Annotated in this window: 19 protein-coding genes; 8 read left to right on the top strand and 11 right to left on the bottom strand. The window is 70.3% G+C overall.

The features are described from left to right. The first annotated feature begins 4 nt into the window (after positions 1-4). The 4 genes from IF11_RS0102895 to IF11_RS0102880 all read left to right on the top strand — a co-directional run bounded on the left by IF11_RS0102895 (position 5) and on the right by IF11_RS0102880 (position 3,270). Positions 5-676: an RraA family protein gene (locus tag IF11_RS0102895; RefSeq protein ID WP_051745398.1), complete on the top strand. Its 672-nt coding sequence runs from the start codon at positions 5-7 to the stop codon at positions 674-676. 62 nt (positions 677-738) lie between these two features. After that, complete coding sequence (locus IF11_RS0102890) at positions 739-1,482, top strand: 3-keto-5-aminohexanoate cleavage protein (protein ID WP_030349782.1); 744 nt, start codon at positions 739-741, stop codon at positions 1,480-1,482. Positions 1,483-1,696: 214 nt separating this feature from the next. After that, the gene (locus IF11_RS0102885; protein WP_030349781.1) at positions 1,697-1,918 is read left to right on the top strand and encodes a hypothetical protein; all 222 of its coding nucleotides are present in this window, start codon (positions 1,697-1,699) and stop codon (positions 1,916-1,918) included. Between the two features lie 47 nt (positions 1,919-1,965). Beyond that, positions 1,966-3,270: an SPFH domain-containing protein gene (locus IF11_RS0102880; RefSeq protein ID WP_078490366.1), complete on the top strand. Its 1,305-nt coding sequence runs from the start codon at positions 1,966-1,968 to the stop codon at positions 3,268-3,270. 47 nt (positions 3,271-3,317) lie between these two features. Here the strand turns inward: IF11_RS0102880 and IF11_RS0102875 are convergent, their stop codons facing one another. From IF11_RS0102875 to IF11_RS0102845, 7 genes are all read right to left on the bottom strand, one after another. Further along, the gene (locus tag IF11_RS0102875; RefSeq protein WP_030349779.1) at positions 3,318-3,659 is read right to left on the bottom strand and encodes an ArsR/SmtB family transcription factor; all 342 of its coding nucleotides are present in this window, start codon (positions 3,657-3,659) and stop codon (positions 3,318-3,320) included. After that, positions 3,656-4,117, bottom strand: coding sequence for an SRPBCC family protein (locus tag IF11_RS0102870; RefSeq protein ID WP_030349778.1), 462 nt, complete (start codon positions 4,115-4,117; stop codon positions 3,656-3,658). The genes IF11_RS0102875 and IF11_RS0102870 overlap by 4 nt, the downstream gene beginning before the upstream one ends. A 91-nt stretch (positions 4,118-4,208) precedes the next feature. Beyond that, a complete protein-coding gene (locus IF11_RS41200) occupies positions 4,209-4,367 on the bottom strand; it encodes a hypothetical protein (protein WP_030349777.1) in 159 nt (52 codons plus the stop codon). A gap of 60 nt (positions 4,368-4,427) precedes the next feature. After that, positions 4,428-5,378, bottom strand: a complete 951-nt coding sequence (locus IF11_RS0102860) for a cytochrome c oxidase assembly protein (RefSeq protein ID WP_030349776.1) — start codon at positions 5,376-5,378, stop codon at positions 4,428-4,430. Between the two features lie 108 nt (positions 5,379-5,486). Beyond that, entirely contained in the window at positions 5,487-6,512 is a 1,026-nt protein-coding gene (locus IF11_RS0102855) for a 6-phosphofructokinase (RefSeq protein WP_030349775.1), read from the bottom strand. Between the two features lie 238 nt (positions 6,513-6,750). Next, positions 6,751-7,479, bottom strand: a complete 729-nt coding sequence (locus IF11_RS0102850) for a type 1 glutamine amidotransferase (protein ID WP_030349774.1) — start codon at positions 7,477-7,479, stop codon at positions 6,751-6,753. A gap of 49 nt (positions 7,480-7,528) precedes the next feature. Then, positions 7,529-8,767, bottom strand: a complete 1,239-nt coding sequence (locus IF11_RS0102845; RefSeq protein ID WP_030349773.1) for a MurT ligase domain-containing protein — start codon at positions 8,765-8,767, stop codon at positions 7,529-7,531. Positions 8,768-8,882: 115 nt separating this feature from the next. Between IF11_RS0102845 and def the strand changes: the two genes are divergently transcribed. Continuing rightward, a complete protein-coding gene (gene def / locus IF11_RS0102840; protein WP_030349772.1) occupies positions 8,883-9,428 on the top strand; it encodes a peptide deformylase in 546 nt (181 codons plus the stop codon). Between the two features lie 53 nt (positions 9,429-9,481). Here the strand turns inward: def and IF11_RS0102835 are convergent, their stop codons facing one another. After that, complete coding sequence (locus IF11_RS0102835) at positions 9,482-10,126, bottom strand: TetR/AcrR family transcriptional regulator (protein ID WP_030349771.1); 645 nt, start codon at positions 10,124-10,126, stop codon at positions 9,482-9,484. Between the two features lie 175 nt (positions 10,127-10,301). Here IF11_RS0102835 and IF11_RS0102830 point away from each other — a divergent pair, with 175 nt between their 5' ends. Next, positions 10,302-11,531: an acyl-CoA dehydrogenase family protein gene (locus tag IF11_RS0102830; RefSeq protein WP_030349770.1), complete on the top strand. Its 1,230-nt coding sequence runs from the start codon at positions 10,302-10,304 to the stop codon at positions 11,529-11,531. Between the two features lie 60 nt (positions 11,532-11,591). Here IF11_RS0102830 and IF11_RS0102825 read toward each other — a convergent pair whose 3' ends face one another. Next, positions 11,592-12,080 (bottom strand): glutathione peroxidase, encoded by a 489-nt coding sequence (locus tag IF11_RS0102825; protein WP_030349769.1) that lies wholly within the window; start codon positions 12,078-12,080, stop codon positions 11,592-11,594. Between the two features lie 129 nt (positions 12,081-12,209). Between IF11_RS0102825 and IF11_RS36320 the strand changes: the two genes are divergently transcribed. After that, entirely contained in the window at positions 12,210-12,401 is a 192-nt protein-coding gene (locus tag IF11_RS36320; protein ID WP_051745443.1) for a DUF6011 domain-containing protein, read from the top strand. Positions 12,402-12,416: 15 nt separating this feature from the next. Here the strand turns inward: IF11_RS36320 and IF11_RS0102815 are convergent, their stop codons facing one another. Continuing rightward, positions 12,417-13,295: an acyl-CoA thioesterase gene (locus IF11_RS0102815; RefSeq protein WP_030349768.1), complete on the bottom strand. Its 879-nt coding sequence runs from the start codon at positions 13,293-13,295 to the stop codon at positions 12,417-12,419. An 80-nt stretch (positions 13,296-13,375) separates the two neighbouring features. Beyond that, entirely contained in the window at positions 13,376-15,949 is a 2,574-nt protein-coding gene (locus IF11_RS0102810; RefSeq protein ID WP_078490365.1) for a DEAD/DEAH box helicase, read from the bottom strand. A 75-nt stretch (positions 15,950-16,024) separates the two neighbouring features. On the opposite strand from IF11_RS0102810, the gene IF11_RS0102805 reads away from it, so the two are divergent. Next, positions 16,025-16,816, top strand: a complete 792-nt coding sequence (locus IF11_RS0102805; protein ID WP_030349766.1) for a metal-dependent hydrolase — start codon at positions 16,025-16,027, stop codon at positions 16,814-16,816. Positions 16,817-16,841 lie beyond the last annotated feature (25 nt).

Below are 16,841 nucleotides of genomic sequence, written 5' to 3'. Positions count from 1 at the left end.
CGCCGTGCCCGTCACCCTGCACGACTTCCCCGCCCCCGTGGACCCCGCACTCCTCGAACGGCTGGCGCGGCTCGACTTCCCCACCCTGGGCCACTACTTGGAGGAGGGCTTCTGCGATCCGCGACTGCACCGCGTCGCCGGCGAGCGCAAGCTGATCGGCCGCGCGGTCACCGTACGGATCACCGCCACCGACTCCACACTGCTGCACCACGCCGCCGGGCTCGTGGGGCCCGGCGATGTGGTGGTGATCGACTGCGGTGGCGACCGCAGACACGCGCCGCTCGGCGAGGTGGTCGCCAACGCGCTGGCCGCGCGCGGCGCGGTGGGCGCGGTGGTGGACGGGGTCTGTACGGACATCGACGCGCTGCGGGCGGTCGGCCTGCCCGTTTACGCGTACGGCCTGTCGATGCTCACCACCAAGCTGCACGGCATCGCCGACGGCGCGCTGAACACCCCCGTCACCTGCGGCGGAGTCTCCGTGCGCGCCGGTGATCTCGTCCTCGGGGACGGCAACGGACTGCTCGTCGCCCCCGCCGGGCGGCTGGCCGCCGTACTGGACGAGGCGCTCGCCGACGACGCGGAGGAGCCGGAGCTGATCGCGGACCTGTGGAGGGGCAGACCGCTCGGTGCGCTGACCGGCGCGACGGAGGTGGTCGAGAGGCTGTCGGCCCACTGACGCACCCCGCGCCCCCCACACACCACCCATCGAGCACCGCACCCCCCTTCGAAAGGACCACCGTGTTCCTGAAAGCCGCCGTCAACGGTGGACGCAGCACGTCCGAGCACCCCGGCGTCCCGATCACGGCCGCGGAGATAGCCGCCGACACCGCGGCGGTCGTCGCCGCCGGAGCCGATGTGGTCCATCTCCACGTCAGGGACGAGCGGGGCGGCCAGACCATCCGCCCCGACGCCCTCGCCGAGGTCCTGCGCGAGGTGCGCGCGGCGGCCCCGGGCGCGGTGCTCGGCACGACCACCGGGCTGTGGACCTGCTCCTCGCCCGACGAGCGGTTCGCCCTGGTCAAGGCGTGGGAGGTGCTGCCGGACTTCGCCTCGGTCGCCTTCAGCGAGGAGGGCGCCGCCGAAACGGCCGCTCTGGTGGTGGCGCGGGGTATGCGCCTGGAGAGCGCGGTATGGAGCATGGCCGATGTCCCGGCGCTGCTGGCCTCCCCGACGCTCCACCGGAACGAACGGATCCTGATCGAGCCGATGGACCCGGACCCGGACACGGCGGTGGCCCACGCCAGGGCCATGGCCGCCGCCGTCCGGGCCGCGGGTGTCGGCTGCCCGCTGCTCTACCACGGCGAGGACGCCACGGTCTGGCCGGTGCTCCGCGCCGCCCTGGCCGACGGCCACCAGATCCGGATCGGATTCGAGGACGGTACGGCCCTCCCCGACGGCACCACGGCCCCCGACAACCGCGCGCTGGTGCTGGCCGCCCTCCGTGCCGGCCATGCTCCCGGGACCCCCTCCGGAGTACTGTGAAGAGATCGAGGGTATGTCGCCGTCGGCCGCTCTGCCGGGGGCGTCCTCGATGATGGACGAGGTCGGAGGCGCGGCCCTCCAGGAGCGTGATCGCCATGATCGCGACTGATCCGGTGACCGTACGGACGCGGGCCCACGGAGACCGTGGAGCGACGATCCCGTCCGCCGGGGGCCCGGCGCGCCGCCACGAGGGAGACGGGTGGAGCAACGACGTATGTCCGTGGCAGATGACTCCGCGCAGAGCCCTGTCGGCGCGATCGGCAGGGTTACCGTACCGATCCCGGCCGATGGTCCCGGCGAGGTGCTGGTGTCCGTACGGGGCGGATCCGAGGCCTACGCGGCCTGGGCGGACCACCCGATCGGCAGAAACCTCCGGGTGATCGTCGTCGAGTCGATCTCGGCGCGTTCGGTGATCGTGGAGCCCTTTCCGTCCTGAACCCCTTCCTGAACACAGAGAAGCAGGCAGTTCGACAGGAGTTCCCCATGCTGTTCTGGCATGTTCCCGCGCCCAACGAGGCGATGCTCATATCCGGTTCCAAACGCCAGGCACAGGACACACAGTTCCGGATCGTCACCGGGCACGGCAGTTTCGTCATGCCCATCAAACAGAAGGCCCGCATGCTGTCACTCGCGCTGCGGGAGGCGGAGATCGTCGAGGACTGTGTGACCCAGCAGGGCATCCGGCTCAGGGTCCGCGCGGTATCCGTGTTCAAGGTCGGCGACGACGCCGTGTCGATCGCCAACGCGGCCCGGCGCTTCCTGACGGAACAGGAACACATGGAAGAGCTGGTCGGCCGGATCTTCGCAGGCCACCTGCGCTCCATCGTCGGCGGACTGACCGTGGAGCAGATCATCCGCGAGCGCGACCGGGTGGCCCAGGAGGTCAAGCAGGGCAGCCACAGCGAGATGGAGAAGCTCGGCATCGTCGTGGACGCCCTCCAGATCCAGGAGATCGAGGACACGACCGGCTACATCAACAACCTGGCGGCCCCGCACGCCGCCGCCGTCGCGAGCCAGGCGCGTATCGCCCAGGCCAAGGCGGACCAGGAAGCCTCCGAACGCGAGCAGCAGGCCGCCGCGCTCAAGGCCGAGTACGAACGGGACACCGCGATCAAGCGGGCCGGCTTCCTCGCCGAGACGGAGCAGGTCAAGGCGCGCGCCGCGCAGGCGGGACCGCTGGCCGAGGCCAGGTCCTCGCAGGACACCATCGAGCAGCAGACGGCCCTGGCGGAGCGTCAGGCGCGACTGGCCGCGCAGCGGCTGGAGGCCGAGGTCCGGCGTCCGGCGGACGCCGAGGCGTACCGGCAGCGGACGCTCGCGGAAGCGGCGCGTGACCGGGCGAAGTTCGAGGCGGACGGCAACGCGTACAGCGAGCGCGCGCTCGCCCAGGCCCAGGCCGACGCGAACACCGCCCGCGCGGCCTCCCTGAAGGACGGCAACCAGGAACTCATCGCGGCCAACCGCATCGTGGAGAACCTGCCGGCGCTGGCCGACGCGGCTTCCCGGGGCATGTCGGGAGCGAACCTCACCGTCCTGAACGGCACCGACGGCGTCAACGACATGGCGGCGGGTCTGGTGGGCCAGGGCATGGCCATCCTGAACTCGCTCAAGGGCTCCACGGACGGAGCCAAGGAGGCGGCGGGCGCGACCCCCAGCGTGAACCGGAAGCCCGCGCTCCGAGTCACCGAATCCCGTCCAGTACTGGGGAGACCCTCCGCCTTGCGATCGCCGCTCGGCATCCGAAGGAGGAATCAAGGCGCCGAGACGAAGAGAGCGCAGCGAACGTAGTGCGCCAGACGCCGCGGCCTGATCCGCGAAGATCGACCGGACAGGACCTAGGCGTCGGACGCGTCCTCGGCGAGGCGCTTGATCGCCGAGAGCCGGGAGTCCCAGTCCGCGGCGACCCGGTCCATCCACCGGGCGGTGACACTGAGCCGCGCCGGGCGCACCACGTACCGCGCCTCGCGGCCCGCCCGGTGCGCGGCGACCAGACCGGCCCGGTCGAGGACCGCGAGGTGTTTGACGATCGCCTGGCGGCTGACCGGCAGTTCCCCGGCCAGTACCGTGGCGGTCGCCTCGCCGTGCGCGGCGAGGGCGTCGAGTATCCGGCGCCGGGTCGGATCCGCCAGCGCGGACAGGACCTCCGCCACGGTGTCCCGGTCGGCTTCTGCCGTCATGCGTCGAGTCGCTCCACGTAATCCCGGATGTTGACGACCATGTCCGTCCAGCCACCCGTGTGGCTCTCCTTCGATGCGACGTCCTTCCTGTCCTCCGGGATCACGATATCGGCGAAGCCGGTCTCGACCACACGCAGCCTGGTTCCGTCGCCCTCCGGGGTGAGCGTGAACTCCACGAGGGTCGAGTTGCCCTCCTCGGCCACCTGGCCGGGGTACGCGCTGGCCCAGCGGTACGAGAAGTAGTGCGGCGGATCGACCTTCACGATCGTCGTCGGGAACTGGCCGTACTGGCCGTGGTCCAGGTGCATGATGCCGCCCGGCCGCAGGTCGATCGGGGCGGGCTGCCCCTGGCCGAACCACTTCCCGACATGCTCCGGTTCTGTCAGCACCGCCCAGACGCGTTCCCTGGGCGCCGCGATGGTGATCTCCCGTTCGATGCGGTCATCTGATGTGGACATGAGGGGAACCTTCCGCAGATCGGAACCAACGTGCAACTCGATGGTTGCACTGCTCCCTCGATAGTGCAACCCAAGGGTTGCGCGACGTGCCTCAGTGCCCCCGCGAGGCGGCCATACCGATCGTGATCAGCGCCAGCACCACCCAGCCGAACCACAGCCAGCCGTTACTGCCGAGCGCCGCGGTGTAGCCCGTCACGACGACCAGCGCGCCGACGGTCACCACACCCATGGTCTTGGTGGATCCGGACATGTGCGTCCTCCTCCTGGCCGGGCCATGACGCCCATCGTCGCCCGGGACCAGGGGTTCGCGCTACTGCCCCCGGGCCTGGAGTGAGGCCAGATAGGCGTTGTACGCGGCGAGTTCCTTGTCACCGTCCCGGTCGGCGGCCCGGTCCGAGCGCTTCGCCTGCCGCTGCTCCGAGCGGTACCACTGGAAGACCAGCGCGATCAGGACCAGCACGGACGGGATCTCGCTGAACGCCCAGGCGATACCGCCCGCCGCGTTCTGATCGCTCAGCGCGTCGATCCCGAGCGAGGCCGGGGGGGTGCGGTACGCGTCGACCATCGGCTCGCTCGCCATCATCAGCGCGATCCCGAAGAACGCGTGGAACGGCATGCCGGCGAAGAGCTCCAGCATCCGCATCACATAACCGGGCCGGTGCGGGCCCGGGTCGACGCCCATGATCGGCCAGAAGAACACCAGGCCGACCGCGAGGAAGTGCACCATCATCGCGATGTGCCCGGTCTTGGACTCCATCAGGAAGTCGAAGAGGGGCGTGAAGTACAGCCCGTACAGGCTCGCGATGAAGAGCGGGATGGTGAAGGCGGGGTGCGTGACGATCCGTACGTAGCGGCTGTGCAGCAGGGCCAGCAGCAGCTCGCGCGGGCCCTTGCGGCCCCGCCCAGCGACCGGCAGCGCGCGCAGCGCCAGCGTGACCGGCGCGCCGAGCAGCAGCAGGATCGGCGAGACCATGCTGATGATCATGTGCTGGACCATATGCACGCTGAACATGACCATGCCGTAGTCGTTCAGCTTGGTGCACATCACCAGCGCGACGGTCAGCACACCGAGGACGAACGCGACGGTGCGGCCCACCGGCCAGCTGTCGCCCCGCCGCCGCAGCCGCAGGACGCCCCCGCCGTACAGGACCAGTGCCAGCACACAGCCGATGAGGAAGAAGAGGTCCGGGGAGAACTCCAGCGCCCGGCTCAGCGTGAACGGCGGCAGATCCATGGTCATGCCGTGCCCGCTGTGATCCATCCGTCCGCTCCCGGATTCGTATCGATTGTCCGCACCAGACTAGAACCGCCCCCGGTCGCGGCCGCGACCGGGGGCGGTTCCTCGTGGATCACCGCGGTTCCTCGCGGTTCAGAGCACGCACTCCGCCTCGGCGTACCGCTCGGCGGGCACCGTCTTGAGCGTCTCGACGGCCTCGCCCAGCGGCACCATCACGATGTCCGTGCCGCGCAGCGCCGTCAGCATCCCGAACTCGCCGCGGTGCGCGGCCTCGACGGCGTGCCAGCCGAAGCGGGTGGCCAGGACCCGGTCGTACGCCGTGGGGGTGCCACCGCGCTGGACATGGCCGAGTATCACCGGCCTGGCCTCCTTGCCGAGCCGCTCCTCCAGTTCGATCGAGAGCTGCCGGGCCACGCCCGCGAAGCGCTCGTGGCCGTAGATGTCCTTGCCGCCCACATCGAACTCCATCGAGCCCTCGCGCGGCTTCGCGCCCTCCGCGACCACCACGATCGCGAACCGCTTGCCCGCCGAGAAGCGCTTGCCGACCAGCTCGGTCAACTCGCCGATGTCGAAGGGCCGCTCGGGTACGACGATGGCGTGGGCGCCCGCGGCCATCCCGGAGTGCAGGGCGATCCAGCCGGTGTGCCGGCCCATGACCTCGACGATCAGCACGCGCTGGTGGGACTCGGCGGTGGTCTTCAGCCGGTCCAGCGCCTCGGTGGCGACCCCGACGGCCGTGTCGAAGCCGAAGGTCACATCGGTCGAGGCGATGTCGTTGTCGATGGTCTTCGGTACGCCGACGATCGGCAGCCCGGCCTCGGAGAGCAGATGGGCGGCCTTGAGGGTGCCCTCGCCGCCGATCGGGATGATCGCGTCGATACCCAGGTCGGCCACATGCCCCCGGGCGCGCTCCACCCCGTCCCGCAGATGCGCGGGCTGCACCCGGGACGAGCCCAGGATCGTGCCGCCGCGGGCGAGGATGCCGGCGACGGCGTCCAGGTCGAGCTTGCGGTAGTCGCACTCCAGGAGGCCCTTCCAGCCGTCATGGAACCCGATCACCTCGTCGCCGTGGTCGACGACGGCGCGGTGTACGACGGACCTGATCACGGCGTTGAGGCCGGGGCAGTCGCCGCCTGAGGTGAGCACACCAATTCGCATTGCCCGCAATACCTTCGCTTCGTGGGCCGACGGCCGGACCCCATCGTCCGGCCAGGTCGCCGCCACCCTACCGGCGGGCGGTGGCGGGACCGAAACCCGGCGTCCGCCTGCTGGACAGGCCCCGCCGGCGGCCTCGTCGGTGGCTAGGGCCTGTCCGGCGGATCTTCGCGGGCCCGAAGATCCGCCGGACAGGCCCTGGGCCGGGGGCGGGGGGCCTCAGTCCTCGGAGCGGCGTCCGTCAGGCGGGCTGGGTCGCCGCGGCGACCCGCTCGGCGCGCAGCGCCTCGTACCAGCGGTCGTCGGTCGGCGGCAGCGCGTTCACATCGAGGGCCAGCTTCAGCAGCAGGTCCGCGATCTGCGGATTGCGGGCCATCACCGGACCGTGCATGTACGTACCGAAGACGGTCCCGTTGTACGCGCCCTCCGTGCCGTCGCCCGTGCCGTTGCCGCCGCCGAGCCGTACCCGCGCGAACGGCCGGGCCGTCGGACCCAGGTGCGTGATGCCCTGGTGGTTCTCGAACCCCGTCAGCTGCGGCAGGTTCAGCTGCGGATCGATGTCGGCCAGTACGTCACCGACACACCGCTCGCCCTCACCACGGGTGGAGACCACATCGAGCAGCCCGAGGCCGGCCTCGCGCTCGCCCAGATCGTTGACGAACTCGTGCCCGAGGATCTGGTAGCCGGCGCAGACCGAGAACACGATCGCGCCGTTCGAGACGGCCCGGCTGAGCCCGCCGTCGCGGCGCAGCCGCTCCGCGGCCAGCCGCTGCGGCCGGTCCTCACCGCCGCCGATCAGATAGATGTCGCCCGAGGTCGGCACCGGCTGGTCGCTGCGTACATCGACGCGGGTGACGTTCAGACGGCGCTGGTGGGCCCGGCGCTCCACCACCAGGGCGTTGCCCTGGTCCCCGTAGGTGCTCAGCAGGTCGGGGTAGATCCACACCAGGCGCAGGCTGTTGTCGCTCATTCTCGCTCGTCCTTCAGGGTTCCGAGGGGTCAGGTTTGCCGGCACCGGGTCAGTTGCCCACGCGGCGGCGCAGGTCCTGGAACGAGGTGTAGTTGGCGATCGCCTCGATCCGTCCGGGCGGCGCCATCTGCACGGCCTCGTCCGGGGTCTCACAGACCCGGAAGTCGAGACCGGCGACTTCGAGGCGTACCGCGAGGTCCAGCTTCCGGTCCCCGAGGACGAAGATCGGGTGGCCCCTCAGCCGGGTGTAGTCGACGTCCCAGAGCCAGGAGGTGTCCGTGCCGTCCGCGCCACGGGCGTTGACGGCGAGGATGACCGGGGTCGGCGGCGGATCGATGAGGGAGAAGGTCTCCAGCCAGCCCGCCGGGTTCTTCGCGAGCAGCAGCCGCAGATCGCGGCCGAGGAACGACACCACGTCGTACCGGCCTGCCACGGCCTGCACCTGGTACATCCGCTCCAGCGCCACCTGCGGCGGCACCCCGAAGGTCGCCGCGACGGCGGCGGAGGTGGCTGCGTTCGCCTTGTTCGCGCGGCCGGGCAGCTGGAGGTGGATCGGCCAGGCCGAGCCGTGCGGGTCGAGGACATGGTCGCCGTGCAGCGCCCAGCTCGGCGGCGGTCTGCGGAATCCGCACTCACCGCAGTACCAGTCGTCGCCGGGGCGCTGCATCACACCGCCGCAGGCGGGGCAGGACCAGGCGTCGTCCTTCCACTCCTGTCCCGCCGCGACCCAGACCACATTGGGTGAGGAAGAGGCGGCCCAGACGATCAGCGGGTCGTCGGCGTTGGCGATGACGACGGCCTTCGTACCGGCCAGGCCCTCGCGCCACTTCTCGGCGAGCATCCGGGTCTCCGCGGCGCGGTCGAGCTGGTCGCGGGAGAGATTGAGCAGGGCGATCGCCTTGGGCGTCGTGTCCCGTGCCACCCCGGCGAGATACTTCTCGTCGACCTCGATCACGCCGTACTTGGCGTCCGAACCACCCGCGAGGGCCGAGGTGATACCGGCCGGCATATTGGCGCCGAGCGCGTTGGAGACGACGGGCCCCGCGGCCCGCAGCGCCTCGGCGATCAGCCGCGTCGTGGTGGTCTTGCCGTTGGTCGCCGACACGAGGATGACGTCGAGATGCTGCGCCAGCCGTCCCAGCAGATCGGGGTCGAGTCTGAGCGCGACCTTCCCGCCGATCACCGATCCGCTGCCGCGGCCGGCGGCGCGCGACACCGCCGCCGCGGCCTTGCCCGCCGTCACGGCCAGCTTGGCCCGCGGCGTCAGCGGGTCCGTGTTGCCTGACATCGCCTTGATCCTCCTTGCGTCGGTCCGTGGGTCAGCCTATCGAGATCCGGCCAGGGGCCCGAACCGCGGCACCGGGCAGAAGGCGGGGGTTACCACGGACCGTACCCTGACCGTCATGCGAAACCGTCCGATCCCCGGCAGCACCGGGCGAGTACGAGCCATGCGAATGCTCGGTGATCCCGTGCTGCACACCCCCTGCGAACCCGTCACCGACTTCGGTCCCGCGCTCGCGGAACTGATCGAGGATCTCTTCGCGACGATGTACGCCGCCCGGGGGGTCGGGCTCGCCGCCAACCAGATCGGCGTACCGCTCCGGGTGTTCGTCTTCGACTGCCCGGACGACGAGGACATCCGCCATCTCGGACACCTCGTCAATCCGCGGCTGACCGAGGCGGACGGGATCGTGCTGCGCGGCCCCGAGGGCTGTCTCTCGCTGCCCGGCCTTGAGGCCGGCATGGAGCGGTACGACCACGCCGTGGCGGAGGGCGTCACACAGGACGGCGCGCCGGCGCGGATCGAGGGGTCGGGGTTCTTCGCGCGCTGTCTCCAGCACGAGAGCGACCATCTGGAGGGGCTGGTCTATCCCGACCGGCTCTCCGGATGGCGGCGTGCCAGGGCGCTGCGGGCCGCGCGCAAGGCGCCCTGGGCCACCGGCTCGTAGCGCCCGGCGCACGCGTGGCGCTTACGTGGCTCGCGGCGCGCTCCCGCGGCCCCTCAGAAGCCGGGGCCGCCCGCACGGTCGCTCACATCGGCCAGCCGCCCCCACAGCAGATCCGCCAGGCTGCGCACCAACTGCTCCCGCGAACAGGGCCGTTCCCCGAGCCACCAGTCACCCGCGCCGTGCATCATGCCGACGATGCCATGGCCCCAGACCCGGGAGAGCTGCTCGCTGTCGGGGCCGAGGTCGACCCGCTCCTCTATGACCTTGGCGAGTTCCTCGCCGAGTCGGCGCAGCAGCGGCGCGGAGTGGCGGCCGACGTCGAAGCCCTGCTCGGGCAGTTGCGCGTCCTCGGCCGGATGCATCAGGAACCGGTAGACCTGGGGGCGCGCCTCGATCGCGGCGAGGTACGTGTCGAGCGTGGTCTCGACGCGCCGGCGCCGCTCGGCGGGGGCGTCCAGCGCGGTCCGCAGCGCGTCCAGCAGCGCGTCGGTGTGGCGCTTGGCGAGCGCGCGGTAGAGCCCGCCCTTGTCGCCGAAGTGACGGTAGAGAATGGGTTTGGTGATGCCCGCCTCGGCGGCGATGGCGTTCATGGATGCTTGGGGTCCGTCCCTGAGCACCACGCGGTCCGCGGCCTCCAGGAGCTGGCGCCGCCGCGCCCGCGCCGACCGCTGCTGCTCGGCCTGCTGTGTGGTCTCCATAGGTCTGTCTCCCCGCCCCTGCGATTGCCTGACGCCCCGGCAACGTAACACCCTGCCCGCCATCGACGCTGATCAGGCCATGGCCCGTTGACATTTCCTACTTACGGGTAACAGTCTAGGGTTACCGTAGGTAACAATGGCGACGGTTCAACAGTCGCGCAGTGCTGGAGGGGACATGGCCGAGTTCACGCTCGATCTCAATGACGACCAGAAGCAGATACGCGACTGGCTCCACGGCTTCGCCGCGGATGTCATCCGCCCGGCCGCCGCGGAGTGGGACGAGCGTGAGGAGACACCTTGGCCGGTCATCCAGGAGGCCGCCAAGGTCGGCATCTACTCCCTGGACTTCTACGCCCAGCAGTTCTTCGACCCCACGGGCCTCGGTATCCCGATGGCGATGGAGGAGCTGTTCTGGGGTGACGCGGGCATCGCCCTGTCGATCGTCGGTACGGGCCTGGCGGCCGTCGGCGTCCTCGCGAACGGTACCGAGGAGCAGATCGGCACCTGGATTCCGCAGATGTACGGCGACGCGGACGAGGTGAAGGTCGCCGCCTTCTGCTCCTCCGAACCCGACGCGGGCTCCGACGTGGGCGCGATGCGCACCCGCGCGGTGTACGACGGGGCGAAGGACGAGTGGGTGCTCAACGGCACCAAGACCTGGGCGACCAACGGCGGGATCGCCAACGTCCATGTGGTGGTCGCCGTCGTCGACGGCGAGCTGGGCTCCAAGGGCCACGCCTCCTTCATCGTCCCGCCGGGCACCCCCGGCCTCTCCCAGGGCCAGAAGTTCAAGAAGCACGGCATCCGCGCCTCCCACACCGCAGAGGTGGTCCTGGAGGACGTCAGGATCCCGGGCCACTGCCTGCTCGGCGGCAAGGAGAAGCTCGACGAACGGCTGGCGCGGGCCCGGGAGCGGGCCGAGGCACCGGGCGGCGAGCGGGTGAAGAACGCGGCCATGGCCACCTTCGAGGCCTCCCGCCCGGCGGTCGGCGCGATGGCGGTGGGCACCGCGCGCGCGGCGTACGAGGTGGCCCTCGACTACGCGAAGACCCGCAGCCAGTTCGGCCGCCCGATCATCGACAACCAGGGCATAGCCTTCCAGTTGGCCGATATGCGCACCCGGATCGACGCCTCCCGGCTGCTGGTGTGGCGGGCCTCCTGGATGGCGACCACGGGCAAGCCGTTCACCTCGGCCGAGGGCTCCATGTCCAAGCTGTACGCGAGCGAGACGGCGAAGCAGGTCACCGCGCAGGCCGTACAGATCCTCGGCGGCAACGGCTTCACCCGCGAGTACCCGGTGGAGCGGATGCACCGGGACGCCGCGATCTACACGATCTTCGAAGGGACGAGCGAGATCCAGCGCCTGGTGATCGCCCGCACGCTGTCGGGGGTGCCGATCCGCTGATTCCACGCACCGCCGGGCGGGCCCGCCCTTCGTCGGGCGGGCCCGCCCGGCCGCGACGGCTCAGGCCGGCAGCTGCGCCTCGATCGCCGCGACGACCTCCGGCGCCTCCGGCTCCGTACGCGGCCGGATACGGCTGACGACCTCGCCCTTCGGGGAGATCAGGAACTTCTCGAAGTTCCACTGCACATCGCCGGCCTCGCCCTCGGAGTCGGTCGTCTTCGTCAGCTCCGTGTACAGCGGGTGCCGGGTCTCCCCGTTCACATCCGTCTTCTCCAGCAGCGGGAACGTGACCCCGTACGTCGCCGAGCAGAACGTACCGATCTCCTCCGCGGTGCCGGGCTCCTGGCCCGCGAACTGGTTGCAGGGGACGCCGAGGACCGTGAAGCCCCGGTCGCCGTACTGCTGCTGGAGCCGCTCCAGGCCCGCGTACTGCGGGGTGAGACCGCACTTGGAGGCGACGTTCACCAGCAGCACGGCCTTGCCCTCGTACGCGGCCAGGGAGGTGGGCTCACCGGTCAGGGTGTTCAGCGGAATGTCGTACAGAGTCATCAAGATCTCCTCGGTATCCGGCGTTCTCAGCTCATTGTGGACCCGCGGATGACCATCCCAGCGGGCAGGGCTGGTACAGCTGGGACCGTGCAGGAATCACAGCGCCCCTCAGAACTCCCCGACGGCCGGCTGCCCGGCACGGAACCGGACGACCCCACGCGGCGGCTGGTCAGGTGCGGGATGTGCGGCAGGCCGCTCACCGGTACGGCCTCGCGCCGTACCGGCCTCGGCCCCGCCTGTGACGCCAAACTCCATCCGCCCGCACTGGACATCAGGACCCGGCGACGCGAGGCCGATCAGGACCCGCTCCCGGGGATCTGAGCCGGGTGGCGCCCGCTATCCCTGCCCGTCGTGGCGGCGGAACAGCCCCTCCTGCACCACCGACACCAGCAGCCGGCCCTCACGGTCGTAGATACGGCCGCGGGCCAGCCCCCGGCCGCCCGTCGCGATCGGCGACTCCTGGTCGTACAGGAACCACTCGTCCGCGCGGAACGGACGGTGGAACCACATCGCGTGGTCCAGTGACGCCATGTCAAAGCCGCGCGGGCCCCACAGCGGCTCCACCGGGATGCGTACCGCGTCCAGCAGCGTCATATCGCTCGCGTACGTCAGCGCGCAGGTGTGCACCAGCGGATCGTCGCCCAGCGGGCCCACCGCGCGCATCCAGACCGCGCTGCGCGCGTCCGCGTCCTTGATTTCCTCGCGCGTCCAGCGCAGCCGCTCCACATACCGGATATCGAAAGGCTGGCGCCGGGCCATCCTCTCCAGCGGTTCCGGGAGTTGGCCCAGATGCTCGCGTACCTCCTCCGAGACCGTGGGGAGCGACTCGGGGTCCGGGAAGTCCAGCCGGGGCGGCAGCTGGTGCTCGAAGCCGCCCTCCTCGGGGTGGTGGAACGAGGCCGTCAGATTGAAGATCGTGCGGCCCTGCTGGACGGCGGTGACCCGGCGTGTGGTGAACGACCGGCCGTCCCTGACCCGTTCGACCTGATAGACGATCGGGACACCCGGGCGGCCGGGCCGCAGGAAGTACGCGTGCAGCGAGTTGACCGGGCGGTCACCGTCCGTGGTGCGGCCGGCCGCGACCAGCGCCTGGCCCGCCACCTGCCCGCCGAAGACGCGTTGCAGGGACTCCTGGGGGCTGCGCCCGCGGAAGATGTCGACCTCGATCCGCTCCAGGTCGAGCAGATCGACCAGTCTCTCGGCGGGGTTTGTCATGGCGCGGTGTTCTCCCGTTCTCGGTGCGATGGTACGAATCTCAGAGCTGACCCAGGGGCCTCAGAGCAGATCCACGGCTCTCAGAGCTGACCCACGGACGTGACACGCACCACCGCGAGACCCTCCTCGTCGGAGGCCGCGAGATCGACCTCCGCGCTGATGCCCCAGTCATGATCGCCCTTCGGGTCGGCGAAGGTCTGCCGGACCCGCCACAGGCCGTGCGCCGGGTCCTCCTCGATGGAGAGCAGCTTCGGCCCGCGGGCGTCGGGGCCGGTGCCCAGGTCCTCGTACTCGTCCCAGTACGCGTCCATCGCCTCGCCCCAGGCGTCCTCGTCCCAGCCCGACTCGGCGTCCAGCTCGCCCAGTTCGCGGACATGGTCCAGCGCGGCCAGCTCGACCCGGCGGAACATCGCGTTGCGTACGAGGACCCGGAAGGCGCGGGCGTTGGCCGTGACCGGCCTGACCTGGTCGGCCTTCTCCTGCGCCTGCTCGGCGGTCTCCACCTCGGGGTTGGCCAGCTGCTCCCACTCGTCGAGCAGACTGGAGTCGACCTGCCGGACCATCTCGCCGAGCCAGGCCGTGAGATCCTCCAGGTCCTCCGACTTGAGATCGTCCGGAATGGTGTGTTCCAGGGCCTTGTACGCGCCCGCGAGATAGCGCAGCACAATCCCCTCGGTGCGGGCCAGCTCGTAGTGGGACGTGAACTCGGTGAAGGACAGCGCCCGTTCGTACATGTCGCGGATCACGGACTTCGGCGAGACCGGGTGGTCGCCGACCCACGGATGGCTCGTGCGGTACGTGTTGTACGCGTGCACGAGCAGCTCTTCGAGCGGCTTGGGGTACGTGACCTCCTGGAGCCGCTCCATCCGCTCCTCGTACTCGATCCCGTCCGCCTTCATGGCGCCGATCGCCTCGCCGCGCGCCTTGTTCTGCTGGGCGGCGAGGATCTGCCGCGGATCGTCGAGTGTGGACTCGACGACGGAGACCATGTCCAGGGCGTACGACGGTGATTCGGGGTCCAGCAGCTCGAACGAGGCCAGCGCGAAGGTGGACAGCGGCTGGTTGAGCGCGAAGTCCTGCTGGAGATCGACGGTGAGCCGGACGATACGGCCCTCGGAGTCGGGGGTCGCCAGCTGCTCCACCACCCCGCCGTCCAGCAGCGAGCGGTAGATGGCGATGGCCCGCCGGATGTGCCGCAGCTGCTGCTTGCGCGGCTCGTGGTTGTCCTCCAGCAGATGACGCATCGCCTCGAAGGCGTTGCCCGGCCGCGCGATGACCGACAGCAGCATGGTGTGGGTGACCCGGAAGCGGGAGGTCAGCGGCTCGGGATCGGAGCCGATGAGCTTCTCGAACGTGGTGTCCGACCAGGCCACAAAGCCCTCGGGGGCCTTCTTCCGCACCACCTTGCGGCGCTTCTTCGGATCGTCGCCCGCCTTCGCGAGCGCCTTCTCGTTCTCCACGACATGCTCCGGCGCCTGCGCGACGACCAGCCCCGCCGTGTCGAACCCGGCCCGCCCCGCCCGGCCCGCGATCTGGTGGAACTCCCGGGCGCGCAGGGTGCGTACGCGATTGCCGTCGTATTTGGTGAGCGCGGTGAACAGCACTGTACGGATGGGGACGTTGACGCCGACCCCGAGCGTGTCCGTACCGCAGATGACCTTCAGCAGACCGGCCTGGGCGAGCTTCTCCACCAGCCGCCGGTACTTGGGCAGCATGCCCGCGTGGTGCACCCCGATGCCGTGGCGCACATAGCGGGAGAGATTGCGGCCGAACTTGGTGGTGAAGCGGAAGTTGCCGATGAGATCGGCGATCCGGTCCTTCTCCTCGCGCGTGCACATATTGATGCTCATCAGCGACTGCGCCCGCTCGACGGCGGCGGCCTGCGTGAAGTGCACGATATAGACCGGTGCCTGCCTGGTCTCCAGCAGTTCGGTCAGCGTCTCGGTGATCGGGGTGAGGCGGTACTCGTACGAGAGCGGCACCGGCCGGGTCGCGGACCGTACGACGGAGGTCGGCCGGCCCGTGCGACGGGTCAGGTCCTCCTCGAAGCGGGAGACATCACCGAGCGTCGCCGACATCAGGATGAACTGCGCCTGCGGCAGCTCCAGGATGGGGATCTGCCAGGCCCAGCCGCGGTCCGGCTCGGCGTAGAAGTGGAACTCGTCCATCACGACCTGGCCGATATCGGCGTGCTTGCCGTCACGCAGCGCGATGGAGGCCAGCACCTCGGCCGTACAGCAGATCACCGGGGCGTCGGCGTTCACGGAGGCGTCGCCGGTCAGCATGCCGACGTTCTCCGTGCCGAAGAGCTTGCACAGGTCGAAGAACTTCTCCGAGACCAGCGCCTTGATCGGCGCGGTGTAGAAGGTGACCTTGTCCTGCGCCAGCGCCGTGAAGTGCGCACCCGCCGCGACCAGGCTCTTTCCGGAGCCGGTGGGGGTGGACAGAATCACATTGGCCCCGGACACCACCTCGATCAGCGCCTCCTCCTGCGCCGGATAGAGCGTGATGCCCTGGCCCTCGGCCCAGGAGGAGAAAGCCTCGAAGAGGGCATCGGGGTCGGCATCCGGCGGCAGCTGATCGATAAGGGTCACGCCCCCATCTTGCCTGCCTTCCGTCCCGATCAGGGAACCGGACGGCAGGTCGAAGATCACGGACGATACGCTGGCCCGTCAACTGGGCTTCGCCACACTGGCCTTCACCACAACTGCACTGGGACGGGTACGACCATGATGGGACCGGCACACTCTCTGTCAGGGGCAGCGGCCTGGCTGGGGGTGGGTGCCGCCGCGGCCGCCGCCGGCCACACCATGCCGTGGCCCGTCCTGGTGGTCGGCGCGCTGATCACCGCGGGCGCCGCGCTCGCCCCCGACCTCGACCACAAGGCCGCGACGATCTCCCGGGCGTTCGGACCGGTGTCCAAGGCCCTCTGCGAGATCGTCGACAAGCTGTCGTTCGCCGTCTACAAGGCGACCAGGAAGCCCGGAGACCCCCGCAGGACCGGCGGCCACCGCACCCTGACCCATACCTGGCTGTGGGCGGTCCTGATCGGCGGCGGTGCCTCACTGCTGGCGATCACCGCCGGGCGCTGGGGGGTGCTCGCGATCCTCTTCGTCCATCTGGTGCTCGCGGTGGAGGGCCTGCTGTGGCGGGCCGCCCGGGTCTCCAGCGATGTCCTGGTCTGGCTGCTCGGCGCGACCAGCGCCTGGATGCTGGCGGGCATCCTGGACCAGCCGGGCAACGGCGCGGACTGGCTCTTCACCGCGCCGGGGCAGGAGTACCTCTGGCTGGGGCTGCCGATCGTCCTCGGCGCGCTGGTGCACGACATCGGGGACGCGCTGACGGTGTCGGGCTGCCCGATCCTCTGGCCCATACCGCTGGGCCGCAAGCGGTGGTACCCGATAGGCCCGCCGAAGGCGATGCGGTTCCGGGCCGGCAGCTGGGTGGAGCTGAAGGTGCTGATGCCGGTGTTCATGCTGCTGGGCGGGGTCGGCGGCGCGTCCGCCCTCAATCTGATCTGACGCGGCGGGGGCGTCCCGTACGGCT

It is taken from the genome of Streptomyces scopuliridis RB72, assembly GCF_000718095.1.
GTDB classification, from domain to species: domain Bacteria; phylum Actinomycetota; class Actinomycetes; order Streptomycetales; family Streptomycetaceae; genus Streptomyces; species Streptomyces scopuliridis.
Note: the sequence above shows the minus strand (reverse complement) of the source record. Positions and strands in the feature narration are given on the sequence as shown.

Bases quoted from the DNA above. Each gene is read 5' to 3' on its own strand.
- IF11_RS0102885 (WP_030349781.1), top strand. From the start codon at position 1,697: ATGTCCGTGGCAGATGACTCCGCGCAGAGCCCTGTCGGCGCGATCGGC.
- IF11_RS0102880 (WP_078490366.1), top strand. From the start codon at position 1,966: ATGCTGTTCTGGCATGTTCCCGCGCCCAACGAGGCGATGCTCATATCC.
- IF11_RS0102875 (WP_030349779.1), bottom strand. From the start codon at position 3,659: ATGACGGCAGAAGCCGACCGGGACACCGTGGCGGAGGTCCTGTCCGCG.
- IF11_RS0102870 (WP_030349778.1), bottom strand. From the start codon at position 4,117: ATGTCCACATCAGATGACCGCATCGAACGGGAGATCACCATCGCGGCG.
- IF11_RS41200 (WP_030349777.1), bottom strand. From the start codon at position 4,367: ATGTCCGGATCCACCAAGACCATGGGTGTGGTGACCGTCGGCGCGCTG.
- IF11_RS0102860 (WP_030349776.1), bottom strand. From the start codon at position 5,378: ATGGATCACAGCGGGCACGGCATGACCATGGATCTGCCGCCGTTCACG.
- IF11_RS0102855 (WP_030349775.1), bottom strand. From the start codon at position 6,512: ATGCGAATTGGTGTGCTCACCTCAGGCGGCGACTGCCCCGGCCTCAAC.
- IF11_RS0102850 (WP_030349774.1), bottom strand. From the start codon at position 7,479: ATGAGCGACAACAGCCTGCGCCTGGTGTGGATCTACCCCGACCTGCTG.
- IF11_RS0102845 (WP_030349773.1), bottom strand. From the start codon at position 8,767: ATGTCAGGCAACACGGACCCGCTGACGCCGCGGGCCAAGCTGGCCGTG.
- def (WP_030349772.1), top strand. From the start codon at position 8,883: ATGCGAAACCGTCCGATCCCCGGCAGCACCGGGCGAGTACGAGCCATG.
- IF11_RS0102835 (WP_030349771.1), bottom strand. From the start codon at position 10,126: ATGGAGACCACACAGCAGGCCGAGCAGCAGCGGTCGGCGCGGGCGCGG.
- IF11_RS0102830 (WP_030349770.1), top strand. From the start codon at position 10,302: ATGGCCGAGTTCACGCTCGATCTCAATGACGACCAGAAGCAGATACGC.
- IF11_RS0102825 (WP_030349769.1), bottom strand. From the start codon at position 12,080: ATGACTCTGTACGACATTCCGCTGAACACCCTGACCGGTGAGCCCACC.
- IF11_RS0102815 (WP_030349768.1), bottom strand. From the start codon at position 13,295: ATGACAAACCCCGCCGAGAGACTGGTCGATCTGCTCGACCTGGAGCGG.
- IF11_RS0102805 (WP_030349766.1), top strand. From the start codon at position 16,025: ATGATGGGACCGGCACACTCTCTGTCAGGGGCAGCGGCCTGGCTGGGG.